The organism is Streptomyces sp. NPDC048248 (genome assembly GCF_043201875.1).
Taxonomy (GTDB): Bacteria; Actinomycetota; Actinomycetes; order Streptomycetales; family Streptomycetaceae; genus Streptomyces.
Genome location: NZ_JBICZL010000008.1, coordinates 34,594 through 50,043, shown reverse-complemented (window position 1 = coordinate 50,043; position 15,450 = coordinate 34,594). Strand labels below are relative to the sequence as shown.

The 15,450-nt window shown below is 72.1% G+C and carries 15 protein-coding genes and 1 riboswitch; of the genes, 12 read left to right on the top strand and 3 right to left on the bottom strand.

The features are described 5' to 3' along the window. Positions 1 to 18 precede the first annotated feature (18 nt). Positions 19 to 798 carry an SDR family oxidoreductase gene (locus ACGFZW_RS18355; protein WP_393894172.1) on the bottom strand — a complete coding sequence of 260 codons (780 nt, stop codon included), beginning with the start codon at positions 796 to 798 and terminating at the stop codon, positions 19 to 21. A gap of 178 nt (positions 799 to 976) precedes the next feature. Next, positions 977 to 1,107: riboswitch (FMN riboswitch) on the top strand. A gap of 186 nt (positions 1,108 to 1,293) precedes the next feature. Here ACGFZW_RS18355 and ribD point away from each other — a divergent pair. The 10 genes from ribD to ACGFZW_RS18305 all read left to right on the top strand — a co-directional run bounded on the left by ribD (position 1,294) and on the right by ACGFZW_RS18305 (position 10,058). Further along, the gene (gene ribD / locus ACGFZW_RS18350; protein WP_393894514.1) at positions 1,294 to 2,388 is read left to right on the top strand and encodes a bifunctional diaminohydroxyphosphoribosylaminopyrimidine deaminase/5-amino-6-(5-phosphoribosylamino)uracil reductase RibD; all 1,095 of its coding nucleotides are present in this window, start codon (positions 1,294 to 1,296) and stop codon (positions 2,386 to 2,388) included. A gap of 1 nt (position 2,389) precedes the next feature. Further along, positions 2,390 to 3,016 carry a riboflavin synthase gene (locus ACGFZW_RS18345; RefSeq protein WP_393894171.1) on the top strand — a complete coding sequence of 209 codons (627 nt, stop codon included), beginning with the start codon at positions 2,390 to 2,392 and terminating at the stop codon, positions 3,014 to 3,016. Next, positions 3,013 to 3,666 carry a nicotinamide riboside transporter PnuC gene (locus ACGFZW_RS18340; RefSeq protein WP_393894170.1) on the top strand — a complete coding sequence of 218 codons (654 nt, stop codon included), beginning with the start codon at positions 3,013 to 3,015 and terminating at the stop codon, positions 3,664 to 3,666. Before ACGFZW_RS18345 ends, ACGFZW_RS18340 begins: the two co-directional genes overlap by 4 nt. 91 nt (positions 3,667 to 3,757) lie before the next feature. Continuing rightward, positions 3,758 to 5,062, top strand: coding sequence for a bifunctional 3,4-dihydroxy-2-butanone-4-phosphate synthase/GTP cyclohydrolase II (locus ACGFZW_RS18335; protein WP_393894169.1), 1,305 nt, complete (start codon positions 3,758 to 3,760; stop codon positions 5,060 to 5,062). 109 nt (positions 5,063 to 5,171) lie between these two features. Next, the gene (ribH, locus tag ACGFZW_RS18330) at positions 5,172 to 5,657 is read left to right on the top strand and encodes a 6,7-dimethyl-8-ribityllumazine synthase (RefSeq protein WP_393894168.1); all 486 of its coding nucleotides are present in this window, start codon (positions 5,172 to 5,174) and stop codon (positions 5,655 to 5,657) included. Positions 5,658 to 5,692: 35 nt separating this feature from the next. Next, complete coding sequence (locus tag ACGFZW_RS18325; RefSeq protein ID WP_086720687.1) at positions 5,693 to 5,965, top strand: phosphoribosyl-ATP diphosphatase; 273 nt, start codon at positions 5,693 to 5,695, stop codon at positions 5,963 to 5,965. 47 nt (positions 5,966 to 6,012) lie between these two features. Beyond that, positions 6,013 to 6,861 (top strand): ATP phosphoribosyltransferase, encoded by an 849-nt coding sequence (gene hisG / locus ACGFZW_RS18320; RefSeq protein ID WP_393894167.1) that lies wholly within the window; start codon positions 6,013 to 6,015, stop codon positions 6,859 to 6,861. A 50-nt stretch (positions 6,862 to 6,911) separates the two neighbouring features. After that, positions 6,912 to 7,370: a PH domain-containing protein gene (locus ACGFZW_RS18315; protein WP_393894166.1), complete on the top strand. Its 459-nt coding sequence runs from the start codon at positions 6,912 to 6,914 to the stop codon at positions 7,368 to 7,370. A gap of 175 nt (positions 7,371 to 7,545) precedes the next feature. Next, positions 7,546 to 8,931 carry a hemolysin family protein gene (locus tag ACGFZW_RS18310; RefSeq protein WP_393894165.1) on the top strand — a complete coding sequence of 462 codons (1,386 nt, stop codon included), beginning with the start codon at positions 7,546 to 7,548 and terminating at the stop codon, positions 8,929 to 8,931. Further along, a complete protein-coding gene (locus ACGFZW_RS18305) occupies positions 8,928 to 10,058 on the top strand; it encodes a hemolysin family protein (protein ID WP_393894164.1) in 1,131 nt (376 codons plus the stop codon). The genes ACGFZW_RS18310 and ACGFZW_RS18305 overlap by 4 nt, the downstream gene beginning before the upstream one ends. A 34-nt stretch (positions 10,059 to 10,092) precedes the next feature. Here the strand turns inward: ACGFZW_RS18305 and ACGFZW_RS18300 are convergent, their stop codons facing one another. Next, positions 10,093 to 12,003 (bottom strand): AAA family ATPase, encoded by a 1,911-nt coding sequence (locus ACGFZW_RS18300; RefSeq protein ID WP_393894163.1) that lies wholly within the window; start codon positions 12,001 to 12,003, stop codon positions 10,093 to 10,095. A gap of 476 nt (positions 12,004 to 12,479) precedes the next feature. After that, on the bottom strand, positions 12,480 to 13,064 hold the full coding sequence (locus ACGFZW_RS18295) for a uridine kinase (protein WP_393894162.1): 585 nt from the start codon (positions 13,062 to 13,064) through the stop codon (positions 12,480 to 12,482). A gap of 173 nt (positions 13,065 to 13,237) precedes the next feature. On the opposite strand from ACGFZW_RS18295, the gene ACGFZW_RS18290 reads away from it, so the two are divergent. Both ACGFZW_RS18290 and ACGFZW_RS18285 read left to right on the top strand, forming a co-directional pair. Continuing rightward, on the top strand, positions 13,238 to 14,647 hold the full coding sequence (locus ACGFZW_RS18290) for a peptidase C39 family protein (RefSeq protein WP_393894161.1): 1,410 nt from the start codon (positions 13,238 to 13,240) through the stop codon (positions 14,645 to 14,647). Between the two features lie 316 nt (positions 14,648 to 14,963). Then, positions 14,964 to 15,323: a VOC family protein gene (locus ACGFZW_RS18285; protein ID WP_393894160.1), complete on the top strand. Its 360-nt coding sequence runs from the start codon at positions 14,964 to 14,966 to the stop codon at positions 15,321 to 15,323. Positions 15,324 to 15,450: the final 127 nt, after the last annotated feature.

The following is a 15,450-nucleotide window of genomic DNA, read 5'->3' as shown; positions in this document are numbered from 1 at the left end:
CGGGCGCAGGGCGGGCCGTCACCGTGCCGGTCCGGTCCCCGTGCGCTCGGCAAGGAACTCGGCGTACGTACGCCGACCGTCGGCGTGCTCCGGCGTGAGGTTCTCGCCCCGGCGCACCGCCGCGAACGTCGAACCCGGCAGCCACAGCGGCATCAGCAGCCGGCGTCGTCCGCCCGCCTCCAAAGTGGCCTGTGCGAGCTCCTTGAAGTCCAGCACCTCCGGCCCGCCCATGTCGGGAACCCGCCCGGCCGGCTCGCCGGCCGCCAGCTCCGCCAGCCGGTCCGCGACCTCCCGCACGTCGACGGGCTGCAGCCGCACCCCTGTCAGGACCGGCAGTACGGGGGAGCGGGCGCCGGTCTTCACCAGCCCGAGCACCAGATTGTGGAACTGCGTCGTGCGCAGCACCGTCCAGCCGAGGCCGGAGTCCTCGATGGTCCGCTCCACCGCGAGCTTGGCGCGGTAGTAGCCCAACGGGATGCGGTCCACACCGACGATGGAGATGTAGACCAGATGGGGGACCCCCGCCGCCTTCGCCGCGGCCACGAGTCGCCCGGCCGCCTCGGTGTCGCCACCGGTCGGGGAGGTCGCGCAGTGCACGATCGCGTCCACGCCCGCCATCGCGTCGTCCAGCCCGGTGCCGTCCCGCAGGTCGACCGCGAACGCCCGTAGCCGGGGCCGCTCCGCGAAGGTGTGCGGCCGCCGGCTCAGCGACCGGACGTCGTGGCCGTCGTCGAGCAGTCGGTCGACCAGGGCCCGTCCGAGCGTCCCCGTGCCGCCGGTCACCAGAATTGTCGCCATCGCGCATCCGTCCTTGAAAGTGGGAGCCGGGGCGAGTGTTTCCCCCGCCTGCGACGAAACACGCCCCCCGGCTGTGACACCCGGCCCCCGCTCGGCCCTGTGAGACACCCCACAAGGCTTCGCCCGCATGGGCGACGGCCCGACGTGGCAGACTGAAGCCGTACTGACATGAAAGCAGCAGCGCACTCCGGGGTCGGTGTAATTCCGAACCGGCGGTAACAGTCCGCGACCCGTCCGCAGCCAGCGGCCGGTTGAGCAGGTGAAATTCCTGCACCGACGGTGAAAGTCCGGATGGGAGGCAGTGCGCGGCGGGCGAGCTTCGGTACACCGCCGTCGGCGGCGCGTCCGGTTTCCTCTTCGGACGGTCGGCACATCCGGCTCGTGGTGTTCCCGTGGCCTTGTTTCCGCTTCTGTCGTTCCAGACAGCCCCGGAGTCCATGCCCTGAGAGGCAGGAGGACCCGGTGGCCACCCCAGCCCCCGTCGAGACCGCGGCGATGCGCCGGGCCATCGAGCTCGCCGCCCGCGGGCTCGGGCACACCAGCCCCAATCCCGTGGTCGGCTGTGTGGTGCTGGACTCCGAGGGCCGTACGGCGGGCGAGGGCTGGCACCAGCGCGCCGGCGGGCCGCATGCCGAGATCCACGCGCTGCGCGCGGCGGGCGACCGGGCGAGGGGCGGCACCGCGGTGGTGACCCTGGAGCCCTGCAACCACACCGGCCGCACCGGCCCCTGCGCCCAGGCACTCGTCGAAGCCGGTGTCGCCCGCGTCGTCTACGCCGTCCCCGACCCCTACCCGGCCGCCACCGGCGGCGCCGTCACCGTGGCCGAGGCCGGGATCGACGTCGAGGGCGGGCTGCTCGCCGACGAAGCCGCAGCCGGCAACGAGGCGTGGCTGACGTCGGTCCTGCGCGGCCGCCCCTTCGTGCTGTGGAAGTACGCCGCCACCCTGGACGGACGGATCGCCGCCGCCGACGGCACCAGTCGCTGGATCTCCTCGCCCGCCGCCCGCGCCGACGTGCACCGACTGCGGGCCGCCGCGGACGCCGTCATCGTCGGCTCCGGCACCGCCCGCGCCGACGACCCCCAGCTCGGCGCCCGGATCAGCGGGCTGTCCGACGACGAGATCAGCCAGCCGCTGCGGGTCGTCGTCGACTCCGGCGCCACCGCCGTCAAGGCAGGCGCCCGCGTCCTGGACGGCACGGCGCCCACCCTCGTCGCGGTGGCCGAGGACGCCGACGCCGCGCACCTCGAAGGTCTCGCCCCGCTGCTCCGGCTGCCGCGCGCCGCCGACGGGCGCGGCCTGCACATCCCCGCCCTGCTCCAGGCCCTGTACGAGCGCGACGTGCGCTCCGTGCTGCTGGAGGGCGGCCCCACCCTCGCCGGCGCCTTCCTCGCCGCCCGGTCCGTCGACAAGGTCGTCGGCTATCTCGCGCCGGTCCTGCTCGGCGCGGGCCCGACCGCCCTCGGCGACGCCGGAATCGGCACCATCGCCGACGCGTTGCGGCTCGATGTGACCGACACCGAGCGGCTCGGCCCCGACCTGCGCATCACCGCCACCCCCATCCGCCACGCCCTGCACGAGGAGAACTGAAGTGTTCACCGGAATCGTCGAAGAACTGGGCGAGGTCGTCGCCGTGGAGAAGCTCGCCGACGCCTCCCGCTTCCGACTGCGTGGCCCGGTCGTCACCGAGGACGCCGCGCACGGCGACTCGATCGCCGTCAACGGCGTCTGTCTGACCGTCGTGGACACCGCCGACGGCGAGTTCACCGCCGATGTGATGGCCGAGACCCTCAACCGCTCCAGCCTCGGCGCGCTGGCCACCGGCTCGCGGGTCAACCTGGAGCGCCCCATGGCGCTGGGCGGCCGGCTCGGCGGGCACCTCGTCCAGGGCCACGTCGACGGCACCGGCACCATCACCGAGCGCGTGCCCGGTGAGAACTGGGAGATCGTCAAGGTCTCGCTGCCCGCCGCGCTCGCGCGCTACGTCGTCGAGAAGGGCTCCATCACCGTCGACGGCGTCAGCCTCACGGTGGTCGAGGCCGCGCAGGACTACTTCACCATCAGCCTCATCCCCACCACTCTCGCGCTGACCACTCTGGGCATCAAGAAGGTCGGCGACCCCGTCAACCTGGAGGTCGACGTGCTCGCCAAGTACGTCGAGCGGCTGCTCGGCAACGGCGCCACACCCACGGAACCGATCGAGGGGGCTACCTCGTGAGCGCCCTGACCTGGCTCAACGGCGAGGCGTTCACCGCCTTCGGGCAGCACGTGATCTGGTCCGACATGGTCGGCAACACCATCGGCCTGGCCGCGCTCGCCCTCGGCTGGCGGCGATCGCTGTGGACCTGGCCCGCCCAGTTCCTCTCCGGCGTCATCCTCGTCGCCGCCTACGCCTCCGCCCACCTCAGCGGCGGCGTCGGCAAGCAGCTCCTGGTCATCGGCGTGGCCGTGTGGGGCTGGCGGCAGTGGCAGCGCGGCCGTCAGCAGGCGCAGGACGGCTCCATCGCCGTCCGCTTCGCCACCTGGCGCGAGCGCGGCCTGCTGCTGGGCGGCACGGCCCTGGGCACCGTCGCCGTCGGCAGCCTGTTCACCCTTCTCCCGCAGCTCTCCTGGAACCCCTGGCCGGACGCCTACATCTTCGTCGGCACGCTCGCCGCGATGGTCGCCCAGGCACGCGGCCTGGTCGAGTTCTGGTTCGCCTGGCTGCTCGTCGACCTCGTCGGGGTCCCGCTCGCCTTCAGCAGCGGGCTGGCCTTCTCCGGCTTCGTCTACGTCGTCTATCTCGTCCTTGTCCTGTGGGGCATGCGCGACTGGTGGCTGCGCTCGCGTGCGAGCGGCCGCCCCGTCCTGGAAGGAGCACTCCCGTGAGCGACGTACGCGTGGCCGCAGGGCCGCAGGCAGTACAGACATCCGCACTTCAGCGCCGCACCGGCGGGGAAGCGAACGAGGGGGCACAGGCATGAGCGCATTGCAGAGCTGGTACGACGCGGAGGCCTTCGACGGTTCCGAGGCGGCCGAGTTGGCGCTCGACCCGGTCGAGCGGGCCATCGCCGACATCGCCGCCGGCCGCCCCGTGGTCGTGGTGGACGACGAGAACCGCGAGAACGAGGGCGATCTCGTCCTCGCGGCCGAGAAGGCCACCCCCGAGATCGTCGCCTTCATGATGAGCGAGTGCCGCGGTCTGATCTGCGCCCCTATGGAGGGCCCGGAGCTGGACCGGCTGGAACTCCCGCAGATGGTCGAGCACAACACCGAGTCGATGCGGACGGCCTTCACCGTCTCCGTCGACGCCACCGCCGCACACGGCGTCAGCACCGGCATCTCCGCCGCCGACCGCGCCGCCACCCTGCGGCTGCTCGCCTCCGGCGAATCCGTCGCCGGTGACTTCGTGCGGCCCGGCCACATCTTCCCGCTGCGGGCCCGACCCGGCGGCGTACTGGTCCGCGACGGCCACACCGAGGCGGGCGTCGACCTGGCCCGGCTCGCCGGACTGCGCCCGGCCGCCGCGATCGTGGAGATCGCCGGTGAGGACGGCACGATGCTGCGGCTGCCCGAGCTGGTGCCGTTCGCCCGCAAGCACGGGCTGGCGATCATCTCCATCGAGGACCTGATCGCCTACCGCCGGATGTCGGTGCCCACGGTCCGCCGCGAGGCGCAGACCCGGCTGCCCACCGCGCACGGCGAGTACACCGCCTACGGCTACCGGTCCACCGTCGACGGCGTCGAGCACATCGCGCTGGTCGCCGGCGAGATCGGCGACGGCGAGGACGTCCTGGTCCGGGTCCACTCCGAGTGCCTGACCGGCGACATCTTCCACTCGCAGCGCTGCGACTGCGGGCCTCAGCTGGAGGCCTCGCTGGAGCGGATCAGCGAGGCGGGCCGCGGCGTGGTGATCTACCTGCGCGGCCACGAAGGACGCGGCATCGGGCTGCTGTCGAAGCTGCGCGCCTACGAACTCCAGGAGCGCGGCCGGGACACCCTCGACGCCAACCTGGAACTGGGGCTGCCTGCCGACTCCCGCGACTACGCCGCCGGCGCGCAGATGCTCCAGGACCTCGGTGTGCGCTCGCTGCGCCTGATGACCAACAACCCCGAGAAGACCGCCGCCATGGTGCGGTACGGCCTCGACGTCACCGGCCGCGAGCCGATGCCCGTCAAGGTCGGCGAGCACAACCTCCGGTACCTGCGCACCAAGCGGGACCGGATGGGCCACGACCTGCCCTGGCTGGACGGCGACCGCGCCTCCACCTGCGGCAACCAGTAGCACTGCTGCCCGCCCACGGGCAGCAGACCAGCGGCGACACGTCGGAAACGCACCGCAACAGCAGCAGACCGTCAGCACCACCAGCACCATCACCTGTACGAGGAGAATCGTGAGCGGCAAGGGCGCACCCGAACTGACCGTGAAGAACTGTGGCGACCTCCGGGTGGCCGTCATCGCGGCGCAATGGCACCAGCAGGTCATGGACGGCCTCGTGGACGGCGCACTGCGCGCCCTCACCGAACTCGGCATCGACGAGCCGACACTGCTGCGGGTGCCCGGCGCCTTCGAGCTGCCGGTCGTCGCCAAGGTGCTGGCCGGCCGCGGTTACGACGCGGTCGTCGCCCTCGGCGTGGTCATCAAGGGCGGCACCCCGCACTTCGACTACGTCTGCCAGGGTGTCACCCAGGGCCTGACCCAGGTCTCGGTGGACACCGGCGTACCGGTCGGCTTCGGCGTACTGACCTGCGACACCGAGGAGCAGGCGCTGGACCGTGCCGGCATCGAGGGGTCGTCCGAGGACAAGGGCCACGAAGCGGTCACCGCCGCGGTCGCCACCGCGGCCACCCTCCGTTCGGTCTCCGAACCCTGGCGCTGAGAGGGACGGGGCGACCGCGTAGGGTAGGCAGCACCATGTCCAAGAAGACGTTCGAGGAGCTCTTCTCCGAGCTCCAGCAGAAGGCCGCCACCGGCGACCCCGCCACCTCCCGCACCGCAGAACTGGTGCAGGCCGGTGTCCATACCATCGGCAAGAAGGTCGTCGAAGAGGCGGCCGAAGTGTGGATGGCCGCGGAGTACGAATCCGACGAGGCCGCCGCCGAGGAGATCTCGCAGCTCCTCTACCACCTTCAGGTGATGATGGTCGCCAAGGGAATCTCCCTCGACGACGTCTACGCCCACCTGTGATCAACCCCGTCTCCCCAACACCCCCTCGCACGAAGGAATCCGCTCTCATGCTGCGCATCGCTGTCCCCAACAAGGGTTCACTGTCCGAGCCTGCGTCGGCGATGCTCCATGAGGCCGGCTACCGCCAGCGCAAGGACCGCAGGGAACTGGTCCTGGTCGACGCGGACAACGAGGTCGAGTTCTTCTTCCTGCGCCCGCGGGACATCGCGGTGTACGTCGGCTCCGGCAAGCTCGACATCGGCATCACCGGTCGTGACCTGCTGCTGGACTCCGGCTCGCAGGCGGAGGAGATCCTTCAGCTCGGCTTCGCCGGATCGACGTTCCGCTACGCCACCCGCCCGGGCACGGCGAAGGACGTCACGGAGTTCGGCGGCATGACGATCGCCACCTCCTTCTCCGGTCTGGTCACCCAGCACCTCGCCGACAACGGCGTGGACGCCTCCGTCGTCCACCTCGACGGCGCCGTCGAGACCGCCATCCAGCTCGGCGTCGCCGAGATCATCGCGGACGTCGTGGAGACCGGCACCACCCTGCGCAACGCCGGCCTGGAGATCATCGGCGAGCCGATCCTGAAGTCGGAGGCGGTCGTCATCCGCCGTACCGGCGCCCCCGACGACGACCCCAAGGTCCGCCAGTTCCTGCGCCGTATGCAGGGCGTCCTGGTGGCCCGGCGCTACGTGATGATGGACTACGACATCCGCGTGGAGCACGTCGAGAAGGCCGTCGCCCTCACCCCGGGCCTGGAGTCGCCGACCGTCTCCCCGCTGCACCACGAGGGCTGGGTCGCGGTCCGCTCGATGGTCCCCTCCAAGGACGCCCAGCGCATCATGGACGAGCTGTACGACCTCGGCGCCCGCGCGATCCTGACCACCGGCATCCACGCCTGCCGGCTGTGACCGAGCCCCGCTGACCCCGGTACGCCCTGCCCACGACGGAAGACCACGACGTGTCCGCGCCTGACGCCCTGCCCAGCCTCCCGGTGACCTTCCGGCCGACCCGCACCCGGGTCGTCCTGTACGCCGTCGGCATCGCCCAGCTCGCCGCCCTCGCGGCGATCGCGGCGCTGCTGCCGAAGCTGAGCGGTGGCGAGCGGGCCAGCTTCGTGCTCACCGGCTTGCTGGTCCTGGCCGTCCTCCTGCTGCTCGCCCGCCCCAAGGTGGTCGCGCGCCAGGAGGGCGTCACGGTCGTCAACCTCACCACCAAGCGGGAACTGGCCTGGCCCCAGATCCTGCGCGTCAATCTCCGCGTCGGCGACCCGTGGGTCCATCTGGACCTCGCCGACGGCACCAGCCTGCCGGCGATGGGCATCCAGCCCGGTATCGCCAAGGACCAGGCCATCCGTGACGCCCGTGCGCTGCGCGGACTCACCGAGACGCATGGCAGCGGCCGCCACACGGCGCCGTGACCCTGCCCCAATCCGGGCCCTGCTGATTACTCTGTTCTCCGGGGTGCGCTCCGCGCCCCGCCCTTCAGAGGGCCGAACTGCGACCCGAGGAGTGACTCCCTCCGGCAATGGACGGATCGTCCTGTAGTACCTGCGCCGCCCCTTCGAGACCCCCCAGTACCACGGAGGCGGCGGCATGACCGGCCCCCTGCTGCTGCTCGCAGCGGCACTCGTCCTCATCCTGGCCAACGGTTTCTTCGTGGCCGCGGAGTTCGGACTCGTCACCGTCGAGAAGGCGGACGCCGAGCGGGCCGCGGCCGACGGCGACCGCCGCGCCCGCACCGTCGTCTCCGCGCTGCGTGAACTCTCCTTCCAGCTGTCCGGCACCCAACTGGGCATCACCATCACCTCCCTGGTGGTCGGCATGCTCGCGGAGCCGGCCCTGGCCCAGCTGCTGGCCGACCCGCTGCTGGCGACCGGCCTGCCCAAGGGCGCCGTCCCGACCACCGCGGTGGTCATCGGCATGCTGCTGGCGTCCGCCGTCCAGATGGTCGTCGGCGAGCTGGTGCCCAAGAACTGGGCGGTGTCCAGGCCGTTGCAGGTCGCGCGCTTCGTCGCCGGCCCGCAGAACGCCTTCTCGCACCTCTTCCGTCCGGTGATCACGCTGCTCAACACCACCGCGAACCGCCTCGTCCGCTCCCTCGGCGTGGAGCCCACCGACGAGCTGGCGTCCGCCAGGACCCCGGGCGAGCTGGTCTCGCTGGCCCGCCACTCCGCGCAGGCCGGCGCGATCGAGCAGGACACCGCGGACCTCTTCGTCCGCACCCTCTCGCTGGGCGACCTGACCGCGGAGAACGTCATGACACCGCGGGTACGCGTGAGCGCCCTGCAGGCGTCCGCCACCGCCGAGGACGTCGTGAACCTCACCCGCGCCACCGGCCTCTCCCGCTTCCCCGTCTACCGCACCAGGCTCGACGAGGTCGTCGGCATGGTGCACCTCAAGGACGCCCTGGCGGTCCCGGCCCACGAGCGGCTGCGCACCCCGGCGAGCCGGATCGCGGTGCCGCCGCTGCTGGTGCCCGAGACGCTGCCCGTACAGCCGCTCCTGGAGCGGCTGCGCAGCGAACAGCCGATCGCGGTGGTCGTCGACGAGTACGGCGGTACCGCCGGCGTGGTCACGCTGGAGGACATCATCGAGGAGCTCGTGGGCGAGGTGCGTGACGAGCACGACCGGGTGGACCTGCCCGAGCTGGGGCATGCCCCGGCCGAGGAGGGCCGCCCCGCGTGGGACGCCGACGGCGGCTGCCGGGTGGACACGCTGCGCAAGATCGGCCTGGCGGCACCCGACGGGCCGTACGAGACGGTGGCAGGACTGGTGGCACACATACTCGGCCGGATCCCGGCCCCCGGTGACATCGCCGAACTCGACGGCTGGCGATTGCGGGTGCGGCTGGTGTCCCACCACCGCGCCGAGCGGATAAGGATCGTACGGACGGCGCCCCTCGCCTCCGCCACCGCGGCGCCCGCCGCACCCGAAACCCCCCGCGAGCGGGTCCCGGCCGGCGCGGAGGTGGCTCGATGAGCCTGGTCCAACTGCTGTTCGCGCTGCTGCTCGTGCTCGCCAACGGCTTCTTCGTCGGCGCGGAGTTCGCCCTCGTCTCGGTACGCCGCAGCCAGATCGAGCCGCTGGCCACCGAGGGCTCCAAGCGGGCACGCCAGGTGCTGCACGGCCTGGAGAACCTCCCGCAGATGATGGCCGCCGCGCAGTTCGGCATCACCGTCTGCTCCCTGACGCTCGGCGCGGTCGCCGAGCCGACCGTCGCCCACCTCCTGGAGCCGGTCTTCCACGCCGCGCATCTGCCCGAGCCGCTGGTGCACCCGCTCGGCTACGTCATCGCCCTGGCGCTCGTGGTCTTCCTGCACCTTGTCATCGGCGAGATGGTGCCGAAGAACATGGCGATGGCGGCGCCCGAGAAGACCGCCCTGTGGTTCAGCCCCGGCCTGGTCGCCTTCGCGCGGCTGTGCCGCCCGGTGACCGCCCTGCTCGGCGCCTGTTCCCGCGGTGTGCTGCGGCTCTTCGGCGTCGAGCCGAAGGACGAGGTGGAGGCGGTCTTCACCAGCGAGCAGCTGACCCATCTCGTCGAGGACTCAGGTCAAGCGGGGCTCCTCGGCCCCGCCGAGCAGGAGCGGCTCTCCGACGCCCTGGAACTGGGCAGCCGCCCCGTCACCGACGTGCTGCTCGACCCGGCGGGCCTGGTCACCGTCGACGCGACCGTCACGCCCCGCCAGGTGGAGGAGCTGACGGTCAAGACCGGCTACTCCCGCTTCCCGGTGTGCGCGTCCGGCGGTGCGTACATGGGCTATCTCCACGTCAAGGACGTACTGGACCTGGAGGAGCGGGACCGCGCGGTCCCGCAGCGGATCTGGCACCCGATGGCGACCCTGCGCGCCGAGCTGCCCCTGGACGACGCCCTGACGGCGATGCGCCGGGCCGCCTCCCATCTGGCGGCGGTCGCCGACGCGACCGGCCGGGTGCTGGGTCTGGTCGCGCTGGAGGACGTGCTGGAGATGCTGGTCGGCGAGGTCCGCGACCCGGCGCACCGCGACGGGCCGGGCGCCCGGCCGGCACGGCGGAGCGCGGGCGAGCGCATCGCCGAGCCGCGTGCGGAGACGGCGCTGCCGGCGGACGAGCGGGCGCTGGCCGGCTGACCGGGTGTGCGCCGGGGTGTCCCGGCGCACCTCGCTACAGGTCCAGGCCCCTGGGCGGCGTCTGGGGGTCGGGGCCGCGGCCGGAGAGCACCTCGCCGTATGCCTGCATGAGGTCCGGCAGGCGGAGGGTGGCGAGGTCGTCGCGGCTCGGGGTGCCACGCCAGGTGGACAGCCGCAGGTCGCGGTAGGCGCAGCTCTTCTCGTAGAGGGTGCGCAGGAAGCGGCCGTTGCCCAGCTCGTCGATCCAGCCCTGCTCGACCACATGGCCGCTGATGCTGGCCAGCTCGTCGATGGCCTCTTCGTCCCAGCGGTCGCCGTTCTCCGCGGCCAGCACCTCACCGATCGCGGTCAGCTCCGAGGGACGGTAGCTGGGGAAGTCCACGCGGCTGGTGAAGCGGGAGGACAACCCGGGGTTGACGGCAAGCAGCCGGTCCATGCCCTCCGGATAGCCGGCCAGGATGACGACCAGCCGGTCGCGGTTGTCCTCCGCGCGTTTGAGCAGCACCTGCAGTGCCTCGTCGCCGTACGCGTCGCCCTTGCTGTAGCCGGAGTTGGACAGGCTGTACGCCTCGTCGACGAACAGCACCCCGCCCAGCGCCGAGTCGATCAGCTCATTGGCCTTGACCGCGGTCTGGCCGAGGAACTCCCCGACCAGATCGGAGCGTTGAGCCTCCACGAGGTGGTCGCCGCCGAGCAGCCCGAGGGCGTAGAAGACACGGCCGAGTATCCGGGCGACGGTCGTCTTGCCGGTGCCCGAGGGCCCGGAGAAGACGAAATGCCGCTTGGGCGGCTGCACCGGCAGGCCCTGGCTCGCCCGCAGCCGCGCCATCCGCAGCTGCGCCGACAGCGCCCGCACTTGGCGCTTGACCGGCTCCATGCCGACCATCCGCTCCAGCTCGCCCAGGGCCTTTTCCAGCAGTACGGGGTCGGCAGGGCCCGCGGGCAGCCGTTCGGCGCCGCGCGGCCCCGGTGGGGTGGCCTTGACCCGCGCGGCGGTGTCGCTGCCGGCCGGCGGGCCGCCGAGGTCGGCGAAGTCGCCGTCCGGCGCTTCGGCGTCGCCGGCCGCCAGCAGCTCGCGGCCGTCCACCGGGTCGAGGGGCGAGAGCGGGTCGAGGTCGCCGCCCGCCTCCTGGCCGAGCCCGGAGGCGGAGACCGTCGCCAGGTCGGAGCCCTCGTCCAGGCCGTCCGCCTCGGCGATGGCGGCCAGCCGCGCCGCGGTGTCCATGAAGGCAGGGTCGACGCGGTGCACCGCGCGGTAGAGGGGGAGGGCCGCGGCGCTGCGGCCGGTGCCCTCGTGGGCGCGGGCGAGCCAGTAGCGCAGCTCCTTGCGCTGCGGCTGTTCGCTGCGGCAGCGCATCAGCGCGGCGGACAGCAGCGGCTCCGCCTGGCCGTACATCTCCAGCCGCACCCTGGCCATCCCCCCGAACAGCCCGGCCTCGATGCCCAGGACCGGGTCGTCGAGCAGCGGCTCGGTGTGCCGTACGAGCTGGTCCCAGTCCTTGACGAGGTAGGCGCGGCAGGCGTGCAGGAAGCGGACCTGCGGATCGGTGTCCACCGGCGGACAGCCGGCCAGCGCCTGGTCGAGTTCGGCGACATGCCGTCCGTCCAGCCAGTGGGAGGCGTGTGCCAGCAGCAGATCGCGGCCGGATTCCAGCACCGGCTGGACCCACCAGCCCAACCAGTACCAGGAGTTGAGGGTGCGGCGATGGCGGGCGCGCTGCTCACCGAAGCGGTCGCGGTGGCGGTGCATGCGCAGCAGCGCGGTGGAGGTGTCGGCGCGCAGCGCGTGCAGGCCGAGCCAGGCGTCGGCCATGGTGGGGTCGAGGCGCACCGCGGCCCGGAACTCCTCCTCGGCCTGCGGATAGGCGCCCACGGTGTAGGCGTCGACCGCGCGCAGCCAGGCGAGTTCGGCCGGGGCGGGCGAACCTTGCGTGCCGAAATCCATCCCGTCCCCCCACAAAACGTCCCCCCGTGGTGTGCCGCCGGGCCGGTGCCGGGCCGCAGCCCCCCGAACCGGCGTACGACGGGCGGAAGTTGCTCCTCCACACGTACCTCGGTCCGCGCCCTTGGTGGCACAGACCCGCATCGTACCTGCGGGAGAGGGTCGTGCCGTAGAGGGCGGCACGGCGGAGAGCGATACAGAATCCGCAGCTCGGCGGCGCGAAGATTGCGGTGACCGAGGGTGAGGGATTGGCGGGGGACGACACCGCCGGAGGGGGCTTTCGCACAGTACGAAGCCCCCGATCACGGGGGAACAACCGGGGGCTTCGCGCCTGCGGGCGGTCCGTAGAACCGCACATTGAGAACGTAAGTCCTGTACGCCCCACAGGTCAAGCCGAGTTGGGGCACTCGGCGGGACCCTGTCGGCGTCGCCCCGCACCCGGGCCGTCGTCCGCTACGGAGGGTGAGAAGTGGGACGGGTCAGGGCCCGCCGGACGGTCCCACACGTATCTCGTACCCCGTCTGTCCCTGCCGCACCAGGAGATCGGCATGCGGACGCGAGGGATCGGCCGCGAAGTGCCTGCGCTCCGCCGGAATCCAGCCATCCCAGAAGGTGGCCAGCGCCGGGCCGTCCCGCAGTTGACCCCTTTCCCAGGACTGCTCGGGCGTCAGTTCCATCCACAGCAGGCGCGCCAGATGCGGGCGCAGTGTGCGGCGGCCGGTGCCGACCCCCTCGACCACCACGACGGGGGCGGGCGCCAGCTCCCGCCGTTCGGTGAACTCCCGGCGGCCCCAGTCGTAGACGCCGTAGCGGGCGTGTTCCCCCCGCGACAGCGGCTCCAGTACCTGCTCCCGGAACCGGTCGCCCCAGGCGAACAGCTCCTCGTGGGTGGCGAGGTCGTCGGTGTGCAGCACCGGCGCGCCGCCGAGAGCGTCGGCCAGCAGTCCGGCGAAGGTGCTCTTGCCCGAGCCCGCGTGGCCGTCCACCGCGACCAGCCGCACCGGCCCGCAGGAGGGCGGCAGGGCACGCAGCCGGGTCGCGAGCGAGGTCAGATCACGGTCCATCGCGTCAGCGTACGCCAATGGTCCACACCAATATTCGTTGCGCGACGCGCACCGAACCGCCTTCCGCAGGCCGCGCGGAACGGTGATAGTTGAGCCACTGCCGATCCGCCCCGCCCGCTGCCCGGCCCGACTCCTCGTACCGGCTCGCCCGAATCCGACTGGGGGACCTCATCATGACCAGCTCAGCGCCTCGGCGTACCCTCCTGGCCGCCGCGCTCGCCGCCGCGGCCGGCGTCGCCACCCCCTTGGCGCACGCGGCCGGCGGGCCGCGCAAGGCCGCCCCGACCGCCGCCCGGCCCGAGCCCGTAGGCGCCCCGGAAGCCGCCGCGCCCCGATCGAAGAGGCTCGTGGACTATCACGCGTGGACCACCGCCGCCGACTGGAACCGGGGCAAGGACGACGGCACCGGCGTCGCGCACGGAGCCCGCCCCGGCATCCGGATCGAGCGCCCCGCCGGAGCCGTCGACTACCGCGACCCGCACACCGGCAAGAGCGCGACCTGGGAGTACGCGACGTGGACCGGCCCGGTGTATACCCTCAAGGTGCCGGCCACCGAGCTCGTCGCCTCCTGGAACGCCCGCACCCCCGCGGGCACCTGGATCGCCATCGAGTTGCGCGGCACCTACAGCGACGGCGGCCGCACCCCCTGGTACGTCATGGGCCGCTGGACGGCGGGTGACGGAGACGGCGACATCAAGCGGACCTCCGTCGACGACCAGAAGGACGGCAAGAGCAGCGTCTACACCGACACCTTCGCCATCGACGACCCGGCGAGCGGGCTGCGCCTGGCCGCGTACCAGCTGCGCCTCACGCTCCACCGCAAGCCCGGCGCGACCCGCACCCCCGTCGTCTGGCGGGTGGGCGCCATGGGCTCGGACGTCCCCGACCGCTTCGAGGTGCCCGCCTCCACGCCGGGCCCCGCCGCCGGCCGCGAGCTGTCCGTGCCGCGCTACTCCCAGGAGATCCACAAGGGTCAGTACCCGGAGTACGACAACGGGGGAGAGGCGTGGTGCAGCCCCACCTCCTCGCAGATGATCATCGAGTACTGGGGGCGCAGGCCCAGCCGCGAGGACCTGGCGTGGGTCAACCCCGACTACGCCGACCCGCAGGTCTGCCACGCCGCCCGCCACACCTTCGACAGCCAGTACGAGGGCTGCGGCAACTGGCCCTTCAACGCCGCCTACGCCGCCACGTACAAGGACATGCAGGCCGTCGTCACCCGCCTCGGCTCCCTCACGGACGCCGAGCGGCTCATCCACGCGGGCATCCCGGTCATAACGTCACAGTCCTTCCTGAAGACCGAACTGGACGGCGCGGGCTACGGCACGGCGGGCCACCTGATGACCGTCATCGGCTTCACGAAGGACGGCGACGTCATCGCCAACGACCCGGCGTCCCCCGACAACGCCGCGGTCCGGCACGTCTACAAGCGCCGTCAGTTCGAAAATATCTGGCTCCGGACGAAGCGGAAGAACGCCGAGGGCAAGGTCGTCAGCGGCACCGGCGGCGTCTGCTACCTCTACTTCCCCGCGCGGCCTACCGCTGTGCAGCGGCGGGTGCTGGGGGAGCTGGGGATCCGCTGAGCGGGTGCGCCCCGAAGGTCGCCTCGATGACCTGACGGAGGCAGCCGCCGCCGTCGAGGTGAGGTGGCCGCGTTCGGTCCGGCGCGATCTTGTTGGAGCTGTGTGCCCATCCACCGCGACAGCTCGTGGATGGGCACCTGGAAGTAGTCCCCGGGCGAGTCGCCGATGACGGCCGCACCGGCCCAAGGAAGCGCGCCGCCGGTGATCGGCGCCTCCGCGCGTCACCGGCTCGGATGCTCCGGCTGGTGGCAGGGTGCGCAGTGCGTGCACCTGATTGCGCGCCATTGGACCAGTGTGCCGCCATCGAGGAGTCGCGATGCACGTCACCGGCATCACAGCGGACCTGCGCGTCCCGGACATCGCCGCCGCCCGCGATTTCTACACCGGCTACCTCGGCCTGAGTGTCGCGGGCTTCGATCTGGGCTGGGTTGCCCAATACCGGTCACCCGACGGGCGCGCGCAGCTGCAGCTCCTGACACGCGACGCCACCGCGCCCCGGGATCCCGTCGTCTCGGTCAAGGTCGGTGCGGCTGTCGACGAGGCATACGCCGAGGCACGACGGCGCGGATACGAGATCGTGCACCCGCTCACCGACGAACCGTGGGGTTTGCGGCGGTTCTTCGTTCGCGCACCCGACGGCAACATCCTGAACATCGTCAGCCATCGAGATGACTGAGCGCCGCGGATCCTCCCGTCGGCGGCGGCGATTCGAACCGGTAACTCGTGAGAGGCATGTGTACGCGAGGAGAAAGCGCTCGGGTTCATCCTGATGAGGGAGGCCCGGGGGCAGTACCCACTGTCCG